General features: G+C 70.3%; 13 protein-coding genes and 1 pseudogene. 10 read left to right on the top strand and 4 right to left on the bottom strand.

Going from position 1 to position 16,042, the window contains the following annotated elements; translation table 11 throughout:
* The first annotated feature begins 132 nt into the window (after positions 1–132).
* The 4 genes from mfd to ACQ86G_RS29575 all read left to right on the top strand — a co-directional run bounded on the left by mfd (position 133) and on the right by ACQ86G_RS29575 (position 7,507).
* Complete coding sequence (gene mfd, locus ACQ86G_RS29560) at positions 133–3,600, top strand: transcription-repair coupling factor (RefSeq protein ID WP_431258588.1); 3,468 nt, start codon at positions 133–135, stop codon at positions 3,598–3,600.
* Between the two features lie 183 nt (positions 3,601–3,783).
* Positions 3,784–4,779 (top strand): PIN domain-containing protein, encoded by a 996-nt coding sequence (locus tag ACQ86G_RS29565; protein WP_431258589.1) that lies wholly within the window; start codon positions 3,784–3,786, stop codon positions 4,777–4,779.
* 97 nt (positions 4,780–4,876) lie between these two features.
* The gene (serB, locus tag ACQ86G_RS29570) at positions 4,877–5,599 is read left to right on the top strand and encodes a phosphoserine phosphatase SerB (RefSeq protein ID WP_431258590.1); all 723 of its coding nucleotides are present in this window, start codon (positions 4,877–4,879) and stop codon (positions 5,597–5,599) included.
* 159 nt (positions 5,600–5,758) lie between these two features.
* Positions 5,759–7,507: a bifunctional diguanylate cyclase/phosphodiesterase gene (locus ACQ86G_RS29575; protein WP_431258591.1), complete on the top strand. Its 1,749-nt coding sequence runs from the start codon at positions 5,759–5,761 to the stop codon at positions 7,505–7,507.
* Positions 7,508–7,540: 33 nt separating this feature from the next.
* Here the strand turns inward: ACQ86G_RS29575 and rraA are convergent, their stop codons facing one another.
* The 4 genes from rraA to ACQ86G_RS29595 form a co-directional block, all read right to left on the bottom strand.
* Positions 7,541–8,077 carry a ribonuclease E activity regulator RraA gene (gene rraA, locus ACQ86G_RS29580; protein WP_431258592.1) on the bottom strand — a complete coding sequence of 179 codons (537 nt, stop codon included), beginning with the start codon at positions 8,075–8,077 and terminating at the stop codon, positions 7,541–7,543.
* 4 nt (positions 8,078–8,081) lie between these two features.
* Positions 8,082–8,312 carry an RNA-binding S4 domain-containing protein gene (locus ACQ86G_RS29585; protein ID WP_421036040.1) on the bottom strand — a complete coding sequence of 77 codons (231 nt, stop codon included), beginning with the start codon at positions 8,310–8,312 and terminating at the stop codon, positions 8,082–8,084.
* Positions 8,313–8,351: 39 nt separating this feature from the next.
* On the bottom strand, positions 8,352–10,076 hold the full coding sequence (locus tag ACQ86G_RS29590) for a thiamine pyrophosphate-binding protein (protein WP_431258593.1): 1,725 nt from the start codon (positions 10,074–10,076) through the stop codon (positions 8,352–8,354).
* 148 nt (positions 10,077–10,224) lie between these two features.
* The gene (locus ACQ86G_RS29595; protein WP_431258594.1) at positions 10,225–11,487 is read right to left on the bottom strand and encodes an MFS transporter; all 1,263 of its coding nucleotides are present in this window, start codon (positions 11,485–11,487) and stop codon (positions 10,225–10,227) included.
* Positions 11,488–11,556: 69 nt separating this feature from the next.
* Here ACQ86G_RS29595 and ACQ86G_RS29600 point away from each other — a divergent pair, with 69 nt between their 5' ends.
* The 6 genes and pseudogenes from ACQ86G_RS29600 to ACQ86G_RS29625 all read left to right on the top strand — a co-directional run bounded on the left by ACQ86G_RS29600 (position 11,557) and on the right by ACQ86G_RS29625 (position 15,964).
* Positions 11,557–11,844, top strand: coding sequence for a hypothetical protein (locus tag ACQ86G_RS29600; RefSeq protein ID WP_431258595.1), 288 nt, complete (start codon positions 11,557–11,559; stop codon positions 11,842–11,844).
* The gene (locus ACQ86G_RS29605; protein ID WP_431258596.1) at positions 11,829–12,413 is read left to right on the top strand and encodes a helix-turn-helix domain-containing protein; all 585 of its coding nucleotides are present in this window, start codon (positions 11,829–11,831) and stop codon (positions 12,411–12,413) included. The genes ACQ86G_RS29600 and ACQ86G_RS29605 overlap by 16 nt, the downstream gene beginning before the upstream one ends.
* Positions 12,414–12,425: 12 nt before the next feature.
* Positions 12,426–13,537, top strand: a pseudogene (gene nadA, locus ACQ86G_RS29610) (quinolinate synthase NadA).
* A gap of 105 nt (positions 13,538–13,642) precedes the next feature.
* Positions 13,643–13,930: a late competence development ComFB family protein gene (locus ACQ86G_RS29615; RefSeq protein WP_431258597.1), complete on the top strand. Its 288-nt coding sequence runs from the start codon at positions 13,643–13,645 to the stop codon at positions 13,928–13,930.
* Positions 13,931–14,284: 354 nt separating this feature from the next.
* Positions 14,285–15,559, top strand: a complete 1,275-nt coding sequence (locus ACQ86G_RS29620) for an HlyD family secretion protein (protein ID WP_431258598.1) — start codon at positions 14,285–14,287, stop codon at positions 15,557–15,559.
* A gap of 72 nt (positions 15,560–15,631) precedes the next feature.
* Positions 15,632–15,964: a hypothetical protein gene (locus tag ACQ86G_RS29625; RefSeq protein WP_431258599.1), complete on the top strand. Its 333-nt coding sequence runs from the start codon at positions 15,632–15,634 to the stop codon at positions 15,962–15,964.
* Positions 15,965–16,042 lie beyond the last annotated feature (78 nt).

The raw sequence follows: 16,042 nt of genomic DNA on the forward strand, positions 1-16,042 counted from the left end.
CCGCCGCCGCGGCTCACACGACCCGCGCGCCGGGTACGCCGACTGCTCTTGTCGCTCCTGTCACGCCGTGTCGCGGCGGCCTCCCTACAATTCCGGCGGGCCCCTTTCCGGGGCCGTCCTCATTTGTGCGCCATGCAGCTGTCCACGATCTCCCCCGGCAAACGCTTCACCCTGCCCCGCCCCACCGGCTCCGCCGACGCGCTGCTGCTCGCCCGCTTCGCGCGGCAGCAGCTGGCGGCCGGCCGCCTGACGCTGGTCGTCACCGCCGAACCCGGCGACACGCAGCGCCTGGAGGACGAGCTCAAGTTCTTCGCGCCCGAACTGCGCGTGGCCGTCTTCCCCGACTGGGAGACCCTGCCCTATGACAGCTTCAGCCCGCACCAGGACCTGATCTCCGAGCGGCTGGCCACGCTGTGGCGGCTGCTGCAGGCCAACGGCAAGCCGGTCGCCGAGCGCGACCTCGACGTCGTGCTGCTGCCCGCGACGACCGCGCTGACGCGGCTGGCGCCGCCGTCCTTCCTCGCCGCGACCACCTTCAACTTCCGCCAGAAGCAGCGTCTGGACGAGGCCGGCCTGAAGCAGCAGCTGACCCTGGGCGGCTACCAGCACGTCAGCCAGGTCGTCTCGCCCGGCGAGTACGCCGTGCGCGGCGGCCTGATCGACCTCTACCCGATGGGCTCGCTGGTGCCCTACCGCGTGGACCTGTTCGGCGACGAGGTGGACTCGATCCGCGTCTTCGATCCGGACTCGCAGCGCTCGCTGTACCCGGTGCCCGAGGTTCGCCTGCTGCCCGGGCGCGAGTTCCCGATGGACGAGGCCTCGCGCAAGGCCTTCCGCGCCCGCTGGCGCGAGAAGATGGACGGCGACCCGACCAAGTCGCGCATCTACAAGGACATCGACACGGGCCTGGCCACCGGCGGCATCGAGTACTACCTGCCGCTGTTCTTCGACGAGGTCGCCAGCGTGTTCGACTACGTGAGCGCCGAGGCGGGCCTGGTCCTGCACGGCGAGGTCGACGAGGCGCTGCAGCGCTACTGGACCGACACGCGCGAGCGCCACCGCTTCCTGCAGCACGATCCCGACCGACCCATCCTCGCGCCCGAGGAGATCTTCCTGCGGCCCGAGGAGTTCTTCACCGCGACGCACCGCCACGCGGTGCTGGCCGTGCGCGGCCACGAGGCCGTCGACTACGCGCGTCCGCTGCCCGACGTCAGCGTCGAGCGCGGGGCGCAGGAGCCGCTCGCGCGCCTGGCCGCGCACTTGAAGTCCACCGACTTCCGCGTGCTGCTGCTCGCCGAGAGCGAAGGCCGCCGTGAAAGCCTGCTCGAGCTGCTGCGCGACAACAAGATCGATCCGCCGTCGGTGAAGGACCTCGCCGAGTTCGAGGCCAACAAGGACGAGCGCTTCGCGATCACCGCCGCGCCGCTGGCCGCCGGCTTCTTCTGGTTCGAACCCGACGAGGGCCGCCAGATCCAGCTGTTCACCGAGACCGAGCTCTTCGCGACCACGCCCACCACGCGCCGGCGCCGCAAGCAGGAGCAGGTCAGCGACGTCAACGCGCTGATCAAGGACCTGTCCGAGCTCAAGGTCGGCGATCCGGTCGTGCACACGAACCACGGCATCGGCCGCTACCTCGGCCTGATCAACATCGACCTGGGCGACGGTCCCAGCGAGTTCCTGCACCTGGAGTACGCCGACAAGGCCACGCTGTACGTGCCCGTCGCGCAGCTGCACCTGATCAGCCGCTACACCGGCGTCAGCGCCGAAGAAGCGCCGCTGCACCGCCTCGGCTCGGGCCAGTGGGACAAGGCCAAGCGCAAGGCCGCCGAACAGGTGCGCGACACGGCGGCCGAACTGCTCAACCTCTACGCCCGCCGCGCCGCGCGCGAGGGCCATGCCTTCCGCTACTCGCCGCACGACTACGAGGCCTTCGCCGCGAGCTTCGGCTTCGAGGAGACGCCCGACCAGCGCGCCGCGATCCACGCCGTCATCCAGGACATGATCAGCCCCAAGCCGATGGACCGGCTGGTCTGCGGCGACGTCGGCTTCGGCAAGACCGAGGTCGCGCTGCGCGCCGCCTTCGTCGCGGTGATGGGCGGCAAGCAGGTCGCGCTGCTGGCACCGACGACGCTGCTGGCCGAGCAGCACTACCAGAACATCGCCGACCGCTTCGGCCGCTGGCCGGTGAAGGTCGCCGAGATGAGCCGCTTCCGCTCCGCCAAGGAGATCAAGGCGGCGATGGAAGGCCTGGCCGACGGCTCGATCGACATCGTCATCGGCACGCACAAGCTGCTGTCGGCCGACGTGAAGTTCAAGCGCCTGGGGCTGCTGGTCATCGACGAGGAACACCGCTTCGGCGTGCGCCACAAGGAGGCGATGAAGGCGATGCGCGCGGAGGTCGACGTGCTGACGCTGACCGCGACGCCGATCCCGCGCACGCTGGGCATGGCGCTGGAGGGACTGCGCGACCTGAGCGTCATCGCCACCGCGCCGCAGCGGCGCCTGGCGATCAAGACCTTCGTGCGCAGCGAGACCAGCGGCACCATCCGCGAGGCCATCCTGCGCGAGCTCAAGCGCGGCGGCCAGGTCTACTTCCTGCACAACGAGGTCGAGACCATCGAGAACCGGCGCATGAAGCTCGAGGAGCTGCTGCCGGAGGCGCGCATCGTCGTCGCCCACGGCCAGATGCCCGAACGCGAGCTGGAGCGCGTCATGCGCGAGTTCGTCGGCGGCAAGCACAACGTGCTGTTGTGCTCGACCATCATCGAGACCGGCATCGACGTGCCCAGCGCCAACACCATCGTCATCAGCCGCGCCGACAAGTTCGGCCTGGCGCAGCTGCACCAGCTGCGCGGCCGCGTCGGGCGTTCGCACCACCAGGCCTATGCCTACCTGATGGTGCCGGACGTTGAGGGCCTCACGAAACAGGCGGCGCAGCGGCTGGAGGCGATCCAGGCGATGGAGGAGCTGGGCTCGGGCTTCTACCTCGCGATGCACGACCTGGAGATCCGCGGCGCCGGCGAGGTGCTCGGCGAGCACCAGAGCGGCAACATGATGGAGGTCGGTTTCCAGCTCTACAACGAGATGCTGTCGGAGGCCGTGCGTTCGCTCAAGGCCGGCCGCGAGCCGGACCTGCTCAGCCCGTTGTCGGCGACCACCGAGATCAACCTGCACGCGCCCGCGCTGCTGCCCGACGCCTACTGCGGCGACGTGCACCAGCGGCTGTCGCTGTACAAGCGGCTGGCGACGGCGGACCGCGCCGAGCAGATCGACGCGATGCTCGAGGAGGTCACCGACCGCTTCGGCAAGCTGCCCGCGCAGGGCCAGACGCTGTTCGACACGCACCGCCTGCGCGTGCTGGCCAAGCCCTACGGCGTGCTGAAGATCGACGCGGCGCCCAGTGTCATCAACATCAACTTCCGGCCCAATCCGCCGATCGATCCGATGCGCGTCATCGAGCTGGTGCAGAAGAACCGCAACATCAAGCTGGTGGGCAACGAGAAGCTGCGCATCGACAAGGCGCTCACCGATCCGAAGGACCGCGCGCAGGCAGTGCGCGAGGTGCTGCGGCTGCTCGGCGCGCCGGTGGCGCAGGCCTGATCGAGGGCCCGCCTTGCAATGATGAAACGGCGGCTCCGGCCGCCGTTTTCCATGGCAATCCGGAGAGGTGAGTGGACCTCACTTGAATTGCTGGAAGACGTCCGGCACGTCCACCAGTTCGAGTCAATGACGGCGGAGGAACCGCTTCCTAGACTGACGGCTTCTCAACTTCTGGAGATGCCGATGCATCAACACCTGCCCCTCTCAACGACGGGCCAACCCATCGAATCGATGGCGGCCCGCCTCGCGCGGGAACAAGCGGAAGACGACGCCTGGGAGGCCGCGCGCGATGCCGAGATCGCGGGGAAGTACCGGGGGCGCGAGTACGCCAGGACCTGCCTCGCGTGCCCACACCTGCCGCCGGATTATCTGGATGTCGGGACGGATCCCCTCAGCCTGTGTCTGCGCGAGGCACGGCGGATCGGCCGCCTGGAAGTGCACGCGCGCGAGGGCTGCGAGACCTGTCCCTACCTGCCCGAGAACTACGGCAAGCCCGTCCGGATGCGAGTCCTCGGGCTGGACGATTGGGGGATGGACCGGAGGTGGACCTCATCCGCCGCGTGCGCTTCGAAGCCTGGGAGGCCCGCCATGTCTCGCGCTGAACCGCTGTACATGCTCGACACGAACATCGTGAGCTACCTCATCGACCCGCCCGGCAAGGCACGGCGCCTCTACTGCCAGGAGAGGTTCGACGCGCTCCAGGGTCGGATCGCGATCAGCGTGATCGTTCAGGCAGAAATCTTCTACGGCCTGGAGAAGACGCACTCCCCCAGCAAGGAGTTGCGTTTGCGGGAGCTGATGCGCCGTATCCGGGTCGAGTACCTGCACGATGGTCTGTGGTTCTCCGATCTCTACGCCTGCATCAGGACTCAGTTGGAACGGATCGGCCGGGGTCCGGGAGAGCTCGACATGGCCATCGCCGCTCACGCGATGGCGGTCGGAGCGACCCTGATCAGCAATGACAAGGCGATGTCCCACATCGGAGGTCTGAAGCTGGAGAGCTGGAACGTTCCCGAGATCGCCCACCATCGACGTGCTCCCGGCGTCGCCGAACCCGCGGCGATGTACCGCTCCCATCGGGGTGGCCGTGACGCGGACCTGGTCGACCTGTCCCTGCCGGCAGCAGCCTGGATGTCCCAAGCGCCGGCCGCCCGCTACGCCGTGGCTCATGCGCGCTGAGGCCCGCTCCGGCGAGTGCGCTAAGCTCCCGCCCGTCCCCGCCAACTGATCCAAGTGATCATCGGCGGGGGCCTTCCGCATTCAAGACCGCGCTCGCATGACCACCTCGTCGCCCTCCACGGCATCCCTCTCCCCGCTCGTCCTGCAGGGCTTCACGCCGCCGCTGGCGCTGAGCGACTTCAAGCTCGCCGCCTTCGACATGGACTCGACGCTGATCTCGATCGAGTGCATCGACGAGATCGCCGCCGCCGCCGGCCGCAAGGACGAGGTCGCCGCGATCACCGAGGCCGCCATGCGCGGCGAGATCACCGACTTCAAGGACAGCCTGCGCCGCCGCCTCGCGCTGCTGAAGGGCGTCGGCGAGGATGCGCTGGCGCAGGTGCTGCGCGAACGGCTCACCTTCAATCCCGGCGCGCGCGAGCTGTGCGCCGCGCTCAAGGCCGCCGGCCTGAAGCTGGTGCTGGTCTCCGGCGGCTTCACCTACTTCACCCGCTTCGTCGCCGCCGAACTCGGCATGGACTTCGTCCGCAGCAACGAACTGGAGATCGTCGACGGCCGCCTGACCGGCGGCCTCGTGATGCAGGACTGGGGCGACATCTGCGACGGCGAGGAGAAGCGCCGCATGATGCTGGCCTGCGCCGGACAGGTCGGCGCGACGCCCGCGCAATGCATCGCCGTCGGCGACGGCGCGAACGACCTGCCGATGATGGGCGCCGCCGGACTCTCCGTCGCGTACCACGCCAAGCCCAAGGTCCGCGAGCAGGCGATGGTCGCCATCAACGACGGCGGACTGGACCGGCTGCTCGACGTCCTGCGCTGAGGCCCTTGCCGTCAGGCGTCGGGCCTGCGATGCTTCCGGGATACAGGGAGCAGCGATGCGAGAACAGCACGCGACAAGAACCGACGAGCAGGCCGACATCGACCACCTGCAGCGCGACGTGCTGGAAGCCGTCGCGCTCGGCGCCCGCTGGCGGCGGTGATGGACCTGCTGTGCCGGGCCGTCGAGACCCTGGCGCCGGAGGTGATCTGCTCCGTGCTGACGGTGGACGAGGACGGCCGCGTGCACCCGCTGGCCGCGCCCAGCCTGCCGACCTCGTTCAGCGGCGCGCTGGAGGGCTTCTCGATCGGCCCGCAGGCCGGCTCCTGCGGCACCGCCGCCTGGCGCCGGCAGCCGGTCGAGGTGACCGACATCGACAATGACCCGCTCTGGACGGACTTCCGCGAGCTCGCGCGGTCGCATGGGCTGGCGGCCTGCTGGTCGACGCCCATCCTGCTGGGCACCGAGCAGGTCGTCGCCACCTTCGCGCTGTACTACCGCGAACCGCGCGCCGCCGCCCCCTTCCACCGCCGGATGGTCCAGGCCTGCACGCAGCTGTGCCAGATCGCGTTCATGCACGACCGCCACCAGCGCGAGATCGAGCGTCTGGCCTATTTCGACGGCGTCACCGGCCTGCCCAACCGCACCCTGCTGGCCGACCGGGCCCGGCAGACGCTGATGCAGTCCTCGCGCACCGAGGCGCCGGCCGCGCTGCTGCTGCTCGACATCGACCGTTTCAAGACCGTCAACGACTCGCTCGGCCACGCGGTCGGCGACCAGGTGCTGAAGCACATCTCCGCGCGGCTGCTGGGCTCGCTGCGCGACAGCGACACGCTGGCGCGGCTTGGCGGCGACGAATTCGTCGCGCTGCTGCCGGGCTGCTCCGCCGAGGACGCGATGCATGTCGCCGCCAAGCTGCGCGCGGCGCTCGAGGCCCCGATCCCGCTCGACGACAGCCACGCCCGCGTGCAGATGACGGCCAGCATCGGCGTCTGCGCCTATCCGCGCGACGGTCTCGACCTCGACCAGTTGCTGAAGAACGCCGACATCGCGATGTACGAGGCCAAGCGCGCCGGTCGCGACTGCGCGCGCTTCTTCCTGCATGCGATGAACCAGGCACTGGACGAACGGCTCGACATCGAGGCCGCGCTGCGCCACGCCTTGTCCAACCAGCTGCTGCAGTTGCACTTCCAGCCCAAGGTCCGCCTGACCGACCGTGCGCTGGTGGGCGTCGAGGCGCTGCTGCGCTGGCACGACACCGCACGCGGCTGGGTGCCGCCGGACCGCTTCATCCCGGTGGCCGAGGAAAGCGGCCTGATCAATGCGCTGGACGCCTGGGTGCTGGCGCACGCCTGCGCGCAGCTGGCGCGCTGGCGGTCCGAGGGCATCGCGGTGCCGGGGATGTCGGTCAACGTCTCGCCGCAACGTTTCCACCAGGACGACGTCGCCGCGCACGCGCGGGCCCTGCTCGCGAAGCACGGACTCGCGGCCAGCGACCTGACGCTGGAGGTGACCGAACGCCTGATGCTCGACGACACCAGCCGTCCGCGCGAACAGCTGCAGCAGCTCCACGAGATGGGGGTCGGCGTGTCGGTGGACGACTTCGGCACCGGCTATTCGAGCCTGAGCTACCTGAAGCGGCTGCCGGTGACCGAGCTGAAGCTGGACAAGAGCTTCGTGCGGGATCTGGAGCAGGACGCCGACGACCGCGCGCTGTCGAGCGCCGTGATCGGCATCGGGCGGTCACTCGGGTTGACGGTGGTCGCGGAAGGCGTGGAGACCGAGGGGCAGCGCGACATCCTCGTCGCCATGGGCTGCGACGCGGCGCAGGGCTGGCTGTTCGGCCGGCCGATGGCGGCCGAGGCGCTGTCCGGATGGATCGCCGCGCGGGCCGCGGCGCCCGGGGTCTGACCCGGCCCGCCTCGCCCCCGGCGGTGAGCCCGGTCAGCCCGCCGCGTGCACCGCCGCCGGCGTGACGACGACGCCGTCCTCGTCGGCATAGAGCCAATCGCCCGGCCGGATCCAGACGCCGTCGATCTGGACGGGCTGGTCCGACAGGCCCTGCTCGCGACGCTCGGTCGGCATCGGGACATGACCCAGCGCGAAAATGCCGACGGCGGCCGCGCGCAGTTCCTCGAGGTCGCGCACCGCGCCGTGGACCAGCACGCCGGCCCAGCCGTTCTTCGCCGCGCTGACCGCAAGGTTGCCGCCCAGCAGCGATCGCCGCAGCGAGCCGCCGCCGTCCACGACCAGCACCCGTCCCGCGCCGAAGCTCTCCACGGCCGCCTTGACCTGCGAGTTGTCGTCCAGGCATCGCACCGTCGCCACAGGGCCGGCGAAGCGCGGATGGCCACCGTAGCTGCGATACCGGCTGCCCGGCAGCCAGCGCGTGTCGCCGCTGGTGTCCGCCTTCAGCGAATCGCAGAGGTCGCAGGTCGAGAAACGGATCGCGGCGCGGGTCGAGGCACTGGGACTGGTCATCGGGTCATTCCTCCGGGTCGTTCAGGATCTCGATGCGTTCGCCGTTGAACTCGACCACCTGGCCGGCGCGGATCTTGGCGGTCTTGCGCAGATCGACCTGACCGTCGACGCGCACCTGGCCCTCGGAGATGAAGTGCCGGGCCTCGCCGCCGCTGCTGGCCAGCGAGGTGGCCTTGAGCAGCTTGTCGAGTTCGATGTATTCGCCGCGCAGGGCGAAAGGAATAGGTTCAGACATGGGTCGATTCTCCGTCAGAGGCGGCAGCAGCCATCGACGTCACGCGGACTTCCGCTTCAGCGCCGCTTCACGGATGCTGCTGAGCGTCGCACGCGAGGTGGAGATCTCGACGGGCAGCTTCAGGTGGATCAGCGTCGGGACCTGCGACGAGAGCGCCTGCCGCAGCGCGGGCTCGACGTCCTCGGTGCGGGCCGCAGTGAAGGCCGCCCAGCCGTAGGCGCGCGCCAGCGCGGCGAAGTCCGGGTTGTGCAGGTCGCTGCCGCTGACGCGGCCGGGATACTCGCGCTCCTGGTGCATGCGGATGGTGCCGTAGCTGCCGTTGTCGACGACCAGGCAGATCAGCCGCCGCGCGCCGTGCGCCATCGCGGTCGACATCTCCTGGCCGGTCATCAGGAAATCGCCGTCGCCGGCGATGTTGACGACCCAGCGCTCGCGCTGCAGCAGCGCCGCCGCCACGGCGGCCGGAAAGCCGTAGCCCATGGCCCCGCTGGTGGGCGCGAGCTGCGTGCGGCCGCCCTGATGCAGCGCCGTGTAGCGGTGGAAACGATGCAGCCAGCCGCTGTAGTTGCCGGCGCCGTTGGTGAAGATGGTCTCGGCCGGCAGCAGCCGGTCCAGCAGGTGGATGACCTCGGCGAGGTCCATCGGGCCGACCGGCAGCGCCTGCTGGTTGCGCTGGTAGTCGGCGTGCGCGTCGCGCGACCACTGCCGCCACGGCAGCTCCTCCTGGTCCGCCGGCGGGCGCAGCTGCTGCAGCGCCAGCGCGGCGCCGCTCATGCTGGCCTGGATCATCTGGTCGGCGGCATAGACACGGCCCAGCTCCTCGGACCCGGCGTGGATGTGCACCAGCTGCTGCGCGGGCCGCGGCGCCTTCAGCAGCGTGTAGCCGCCGGTGGTCATCTCGCCCAGCCGCGGGCCGATCGCGATGACGAGGTCCGCCTCGCCGATGCGCTTGGCCAGCGCCGGATTGATGCCGATGCCGACATCGCCGGCATACAGCGGGTCGCGGTTGTCATAGAGGTCCTGGAACCGGAAGGCGCAGCCGACCGGCAGTTGCCAGGCATGGGCGAAGTCCTGCAGCGCGGCGCAGGCCTCGGCGGTCCAGCCGCCGCCGCCGGCGATGACGAACGGCCGCTGCGCGCCTTCGAGCCGTGCCTGCAGCTCGACGAGGTCCGCCGGCGCCGGCCACGCGACGGCGGGCTTGGCGCGCGGCAGCACCGGCGCGTCGGTGAGCTGCGTCAGCATGTCCTCGGGCAGCACCAGCACGACCGGTCCGGGCCGCCCCTGCATCGCGGTGTGGAAGGCGCGCGCGACGTACTCGGGCAGGCGATGCGGGTCGTGCACCTCGCCGACCCACTTCGCCATGCCCAGCGTGCCGGGGCCGAACATCTGGCGGTAGTCGACTTCCTGGAACGCTTCGCGATCGCGCTGGTCGGACGCCACCTGCCCGATGAACAGGACCATCGGCGTCGAATCCTGGAAGGCCGTGTGCAGCCCGATGCTGGCGTTGGTGGCACCGGGCCCGCGGGTGACGAAGCACACGCCGGGCCGGCCGGTCAGCTTGCCCTGCGCATCGGCCATGAAGGCGGCGCCGCCTTCCTGCCGGCAGCCGATGAAGCGGATGCGCTCGCGATGCTCGTGGAAGCCGTCGAGGACCGCGAGGTAGCTCTCGCCCGGCACGCCGAAGACCTCCTGGATGCCTTGCTCGATCAGGGCCTCGACGAGGACGTGCCCGGCGGGGCGGCGGACGGTGCGGTGCTGATCCATGACGGACGACTGTAGCGAGCGGCCCCGCCATTGCAAGCGGGCGGGATGTCCCCTGTTGCGGCGCGGATGCGACTTGCGGACCGGCGCCTTCCGGGGTCAAGTCTTGCCTGGCCGTCAACACCCCCGATCGACTTCCCCCGGAAGGGTGTCAGCGCTTCCCCTGCCGCACCAGGCTCGCCGCACCGATGCCCAGCAGCAGCGCGAACGACGCGCCGAAGAACACGGCGTTGTTCCAGTGGCGGTCCATCAGCGCGCCGAAGATCGGCGCCGCCACCGCGAAGCCGGTGTCCAGGCCGGAGTACACCGTGCCATAGACGCGGCCCGTCGCTCCGGGCGGCGCCGCGCGCTTGATCAGCATGTCGCGCGACGGACCCGCCAGGCCGGTGCCGAAGCCCGCCGTCGCGGCGGCGATCAATGCCGCCGTCGCCGGCAGCCAGCCCGTGGCCGTCAGGGCCAGCAGCGCCGCGGCGACGAACATCGCGCCGGCGATGTTGCGCTCCAGGTTCTGCGACTTCGCCACCAGGAAGCCGCCGACGATCATGCCCGCGGCGCCGGCCAGCATGTAGCCGGTCACCACGAAGGCGGTGCTCGCCAGGCTCACGCCGTACATCGCCGACAGCGCCGGCGACGCGAAGCTCTGGATCGCGCTCAGCGCCGAGGTCGTGAAGAAGAAGAACGAGAAGCACAGCCACACCGACGGCAGCTTCAGGAAGGCCATCGGATGCTCGTCCACCGGCGCCTTCGCCGCGCCGGCCTTCTCGTGGCCCCAGGAGCCCTGCGTGTCGTCGATCGCGTCGCGCTTGAAGACCAGCAGCGCGATCACGAACAACGCCCACGCCGACGTCGCGACGTAACCCAGCCGCCATTGGCCGGTCGCCTCATGCATCGAGATCAGCAGCAGCGGCGCCACGGCCCAGCCGAGGTTGCCGGTGATGCCGTGCACCGAGAACGCATGGCCCAGCCGCTGCTGCGACACCCGCTTGTTCAGGATCGTGAAGTCCACCGGATGGAAGGGCGAGTTGCCCAGGCCCGCCAGCGCAGCGGCCAACGCCAGGCCCGCGAAGCCCTGCGCCGTGCCCGCCGCCAGCGACGCCAGCACGAAGCAGCTCAGCGCCGCGAACAGCACCGGCCGGGCCCCCGTCTTGTCGACCAGGAAACCCGACAGCGCCTGCCCCACGCCCGAGATCACGAAGAAGATCGTCACCAGCAGGCCCAGCTCCGAATAGCTCAGCCCGAACTCCCGCATGAACACCGGGAACAGCGGCGGCAGCAGCATGTGGAAGAAGTGCGAGGTGCCGTGCGCCAGGCCGATCAGGCTGATGGTCTGGATGTCTCGTGTCCTGCTCTGGGCGGCGCTCTGTTCGGGGCTCAGTCCCGGAAAGCCGCTGGCGGTGGTGGTGGCGGTGTTCATGGGCGGAATGGTGACAGGGCCTTCACGTCGGGATTACGATAGCCGGACAAGTTCTGTCGAGTTTCCGCCATGGACCGTCCGACCCAGCACCTGACGCCACATCCGACGCCCACCCTCACCCGGCGCACCAGCCTGCCGCCGCTCGATCCGCGTCGCTATGCACCCAGCGCCGCGCGTCCGGTGCGGGCCAAGTCGCGCAGCCTGGACGGCTTCATGGACATCCAGGCCCACCTCCACACCTGGGGCCAGTTCGTCTTCTCGGTGACCGGGGTCGTGCGCGTCAGCACCGACCGCGCCACCTTCCTGGTGCCGCGTCGCGCGGCGTCTGGATTCCGGCCGGCGTGGTCCATGCGGTGACGGCCGTCGAGCGCTGCGAGCTGCGCACGCTCTATCTGCTGGATCCGCCCGACGACGGCGAGGTCTGGGCGGAGAACCGCGTCCTCGAGGTCTCCCTGCTGCTGCGCGAACTGGCGGTGCAGCTCGCCCGTGACGAGGTCGAGCCCGGCGCAAGCGTGGACAAGGCCGTGGCCGACCGCGAGGGCTGGATCGGCCAGCTGATCCTGGACGAGATCCGCCGCGCGCCCAGCCTGCAGCTCGGCGTCGCGCTGCCGACCGACAAGCGCCTGCGCCGCCTCTGCGAGGCCGTGCTGGCCGAGCCGATGCGCCATGCCAGCCTGGACGACTGGGCGGCGGAGGTCGGCGCGAGCGCGCGCACCGTCTCGCGCCTGTTCCGCCAGGAGCTGGGCAGCAGCTATGCGCAGTGGCGCCAGCAGGCGCTGCTGGCCGAGGCGCTGCGGCTCGCGGCGCACCGCAAGCCGATGCAGGTCATCGCCGCGGAGCTCGGCTACGCCAGCGCCAGCGCCTTCACCGCGATGGTCACAAGGACGGTCGGCATGCCGCCGAGCCGGTTTTTCGGGCACACCTAGAATTCCGACCCTATGGAACAGGTTCTCTACGACTTCGCCCGCCAGGATGCGGACGGCGCCACCTGCACCGCCCATGCGTGGGCCAAGGTGCCGGCACCGTTGACGCCCAGCCAGCGCTCGCAACTCAAGGCGCGTGCCGCCGAACTGCTCAAGGCCAAGGGGCGGTGCTCGTCGCCCACTACTACGTCGACGGCGACCTGCAGGACCTCGCGCAGGAAAGCGGCGGCATCGTCTCCGACTCGCTGGAGATGGCACGCTTCGGGCGTGATCACGCGGCGCAGACGCTGGTCGTCGCCGGGGTGAAGTTCATGGGCGAAAGCGCCAAGATCCTCAGCCCCGAGAAGCGCGTGCTGATGCCTGATCTGGACGCGACCTGCTCGCTGGACCTGGGCTGCCCGGCCGACGACTTCGCCCTGTTCTGCGACGCGCATCCGGATCGCACGGTGGTCGTGTACGCCAACACGAGCGCCGCGGTGAAGGCGCGCGCGGACTGGATGGTCACCAGCTCCTGCGCGCTGGAGATCGTCAGCGAGCTCAAGGCCCGCGGCGAGAAGATCCTGTGGGCGCCCGACCGCCACCTGGGCCGCTACATCCAGGAGCAGACCGGCGCCGACATGCTGATGTGGAACGGCGCCTGCATCGTCCACGACGAGTTCAAGGGCCTGGAGCTGGAGCTGCTGCGCGAGCAGCATCCGGACGCGATGATCCTGGTCCACCCGGAGTCGCCGGCCTCGGTGGTCGCGCAGGCGGACGTGGTGGGATCGACCTCGGCGCTGATCAAGGCCGTGGTCGAAGGCACGGCGCGCGAGTACGTCGTCGCCACCGACAACGGCATCCTGCACGCGATGCGCCAGATGGCGCCGGGCAAGGTGCTGATCGAGGCGCCGACGGCGGGCAACAGCGCGACCTGCAAGAGCTGCGCCCACTGCCCGTGGATGGCGATGAACGGCCTGCAGGGGCTGGTCGACTGCCTGGAGCGCGGCACCGGCGAGATCGTCGTCGAGGAGGCGATCCGCGTCGAAGCCAAGTCCTGCATCGATCGCATGCTGGACTTCACCGCGAAGCTGAAGGCGAAGAAGGCGGCGGAAGCGGGCGCGATGGTGCCGGGCATCGGCGCCGCCTGACCGCCCTTCGACGACCGCCCCGCGTGAACGAGTGTCCGCGGGGCTTTCCATTTGCTCGGGAGGCGGCCTATGCTGTGGCCATCAGTTGCCCACGGCAGGACGCACATGGACTTCACCTCGCTCTACAACCATCACGAACGCGAAGTGTTTGCCGCGGTGATGGAGACCGCGCCGCAATTCCCCGAGATCCACCGCGAGGCCGAGCTGCTGGCCGACGTGGCCTGCGTCGCGCTGAACCGGCTGCCGCCGCGCTACATCCGCCATGCGGTCGACTACTCCTTCTACCTGACCGAGCAGGAACGGCTGGACGTCGACGCCGCGATCAAGGAGGCGGTCAGCTACGCCTACAACTTCGTCCAGGCGCGCAGCGTGCTGCGCACGAAGGCGCGCTGAGCGCGAATCGAATACCCCGACGGCGCGTCGGGGCACTTGTCGCCGATTGCCAGTCCGAATGCCGTCATCGGTCAGCCCCGTTGACCCAAAGGCATATCGGAACGGCAGGATCCGGTGACCCCCATCGACTAGGCAGAAGTACCGGCTAGGCGCGCCCGGCCGCCCTTTCCTAACCTGCTCCGAAACACAGCCCGCACCCAGCGGGCCACGCACCGCCACCCCCGTGGCGATCGCGGGATTCGGAGTCATGGAAGCCCTGTTTCGCCCTGAAGTCCTGAACGGCGTCGAGCGCCCCCGCTGGGGACCGCCCGCCTGGACCCCCATCCGACGCTCACCGTCATCGCGGTCGCCGCCGTGGTCGCGGCCGTGCTGCTGGTCGTGTTCGCCGGCCTGGGCCGGACCGCGCGCAAGGTCACGGTGCCGGGCCTGGTCGTGTCGCCGGCAGGCAGCATCCAGGTCGTGGCGCCGGTCTCGGGAACGATCCGCGGTCTGCGCCTGACCGACGGCGACGCGGTGCTGGCGGACCAGCCGCTGTTCTCGATCTCCGCGGCGAAGCGCTCGCGCAACGGCGCCACCGTCGCGCGGGTGGCCCAGGAGATTGCGACACGCGGCCGCGCGCTGGGCGACGAGGCCGCCGCGCAGCAGGCCCTGGCCGCCTCCCGCCTGGGATCGCTGCGGGCGCGGCAGGTCAGCCAGCGCGCGGAGATCGAGCACAACGACGCCGAGTCGGTCCTGCTGAACCGGCGCATCGAGCTCGCGACCGGCAGCGTCCGCCGTTTCGAGTCGCTGGCGCAGGACGGTTTCGTGTCGTCGATGCAGGTCCAGCAGCGTCAAGAGGAGCTGCTCGATCTGCAGGCCCGGCGGGAGTCCGTCGCGCGCAGCCGCTCCGCGCTGGAGCGCGGCGTCCTCGAGATCGATGGCGAGATCGAGGCACTCGACGCACAGCGCGCCGCGGAGCGGGCCCAGCTCGAGCGGCAGCGCGCGCTGGTCGCGCAGGAGTCGGCGGAAAACGACGAGCGCCGCGAGGTGCTGGTCGCCGCCCCCATCCGCGGTTCGATCGGGGCGCTGACGCTCCATGACGGCCAGGCCGTGCGCGAGGGTCAGGTCTTGCTGACGCTGGTCCCGGACGAGGCGCAGACCGATGCCGATTTCCATGTCGATGTCGATGCCTATGCCGATTTCCATGCCCGTGCCGATGCGGGCGGGCTCGCCGCTCGCGGGCACCGGGACCGCGACGATCGCCAGGCCCGGTGGCTGGAGGTCGAGCTCTTCGCCCCCAGCCGCGCCGTGGGCTTCGTCGCGCCAGGGCAACCGGTGCGGCTGCGCTTGGCCGCGTTCCCGTACCAGAAGTTCGGCATGCAGCGCGGCCACGTCATCTCGGTCAGCCGCACGCCGCTGGCCGCCGACGAACTGCCCGCCGGTCAGGCCGCGGCGCTGACGCAGGCCGCGCGATCGAACGAGCCGCTGTTCCGGATCAAGGTCCGGCTGGCCTCGGCCTCTGTCCGCGCCTACGGTGCCCGTTTCCCGCTGCGGCCGGGCATGGCCCTCGAGGCGGACATCCAGCAGGAGTCCCGAGCGATCTGGGAGTGGTTGCTCGAGCCGCTCTTCGCGGCGGGCCAGGCCGCCTGAACACGCGACCTCTTCATCACGCGTCGACGGGCTGAACGCGTTCCCATCAGCCCGACCCCTGAAAGGATCACCATGACCATTCGATGCCTCACCGAGCAGGAAATTTCCCGGATCAGCGGCGGCGACAGCCTGCTGCGCAAAGCGCTGCAAGGCTGCATCAACGGCGGCTTGGCCGGCGCGGGTACCGCCGCGGACGGCGCGAAGTGGAACGGCGGCGGCGCGGGTTGCCTGGCCGGCGCCTCTGCGGCGATGGTCGGCGCGGGCGGCGCCCGCCAACAGGCGGCCGGCGCGCTGGCAGGCGCGGCGTTCGGTCCGTACGCGGGCTCGTCAAGCGACCCCGTCGCGGCGAACTACGAGAACTCGATGGACCGCGACAGCACCCGCTACATGTACCTGAAGGCGTAAGCCACGGGGTCGGCGACGGTCTCCCGGGCGACCGACCGCGCCCGGTCCTCCGCCGGCCCCCTTTCCCCGCGGCCGACA

The sequence above is a fragment of the Roseateles chitinivorans genome (genome assembly GCF_050632145.1).
GTDB classification, from domain to species: Bacteria; Pseudomonadota; Gammaproteobacteria; order Burkholderiales; family Burkholderiaceae_C; genus Roseateles; species Roseateles chitinivorans_B.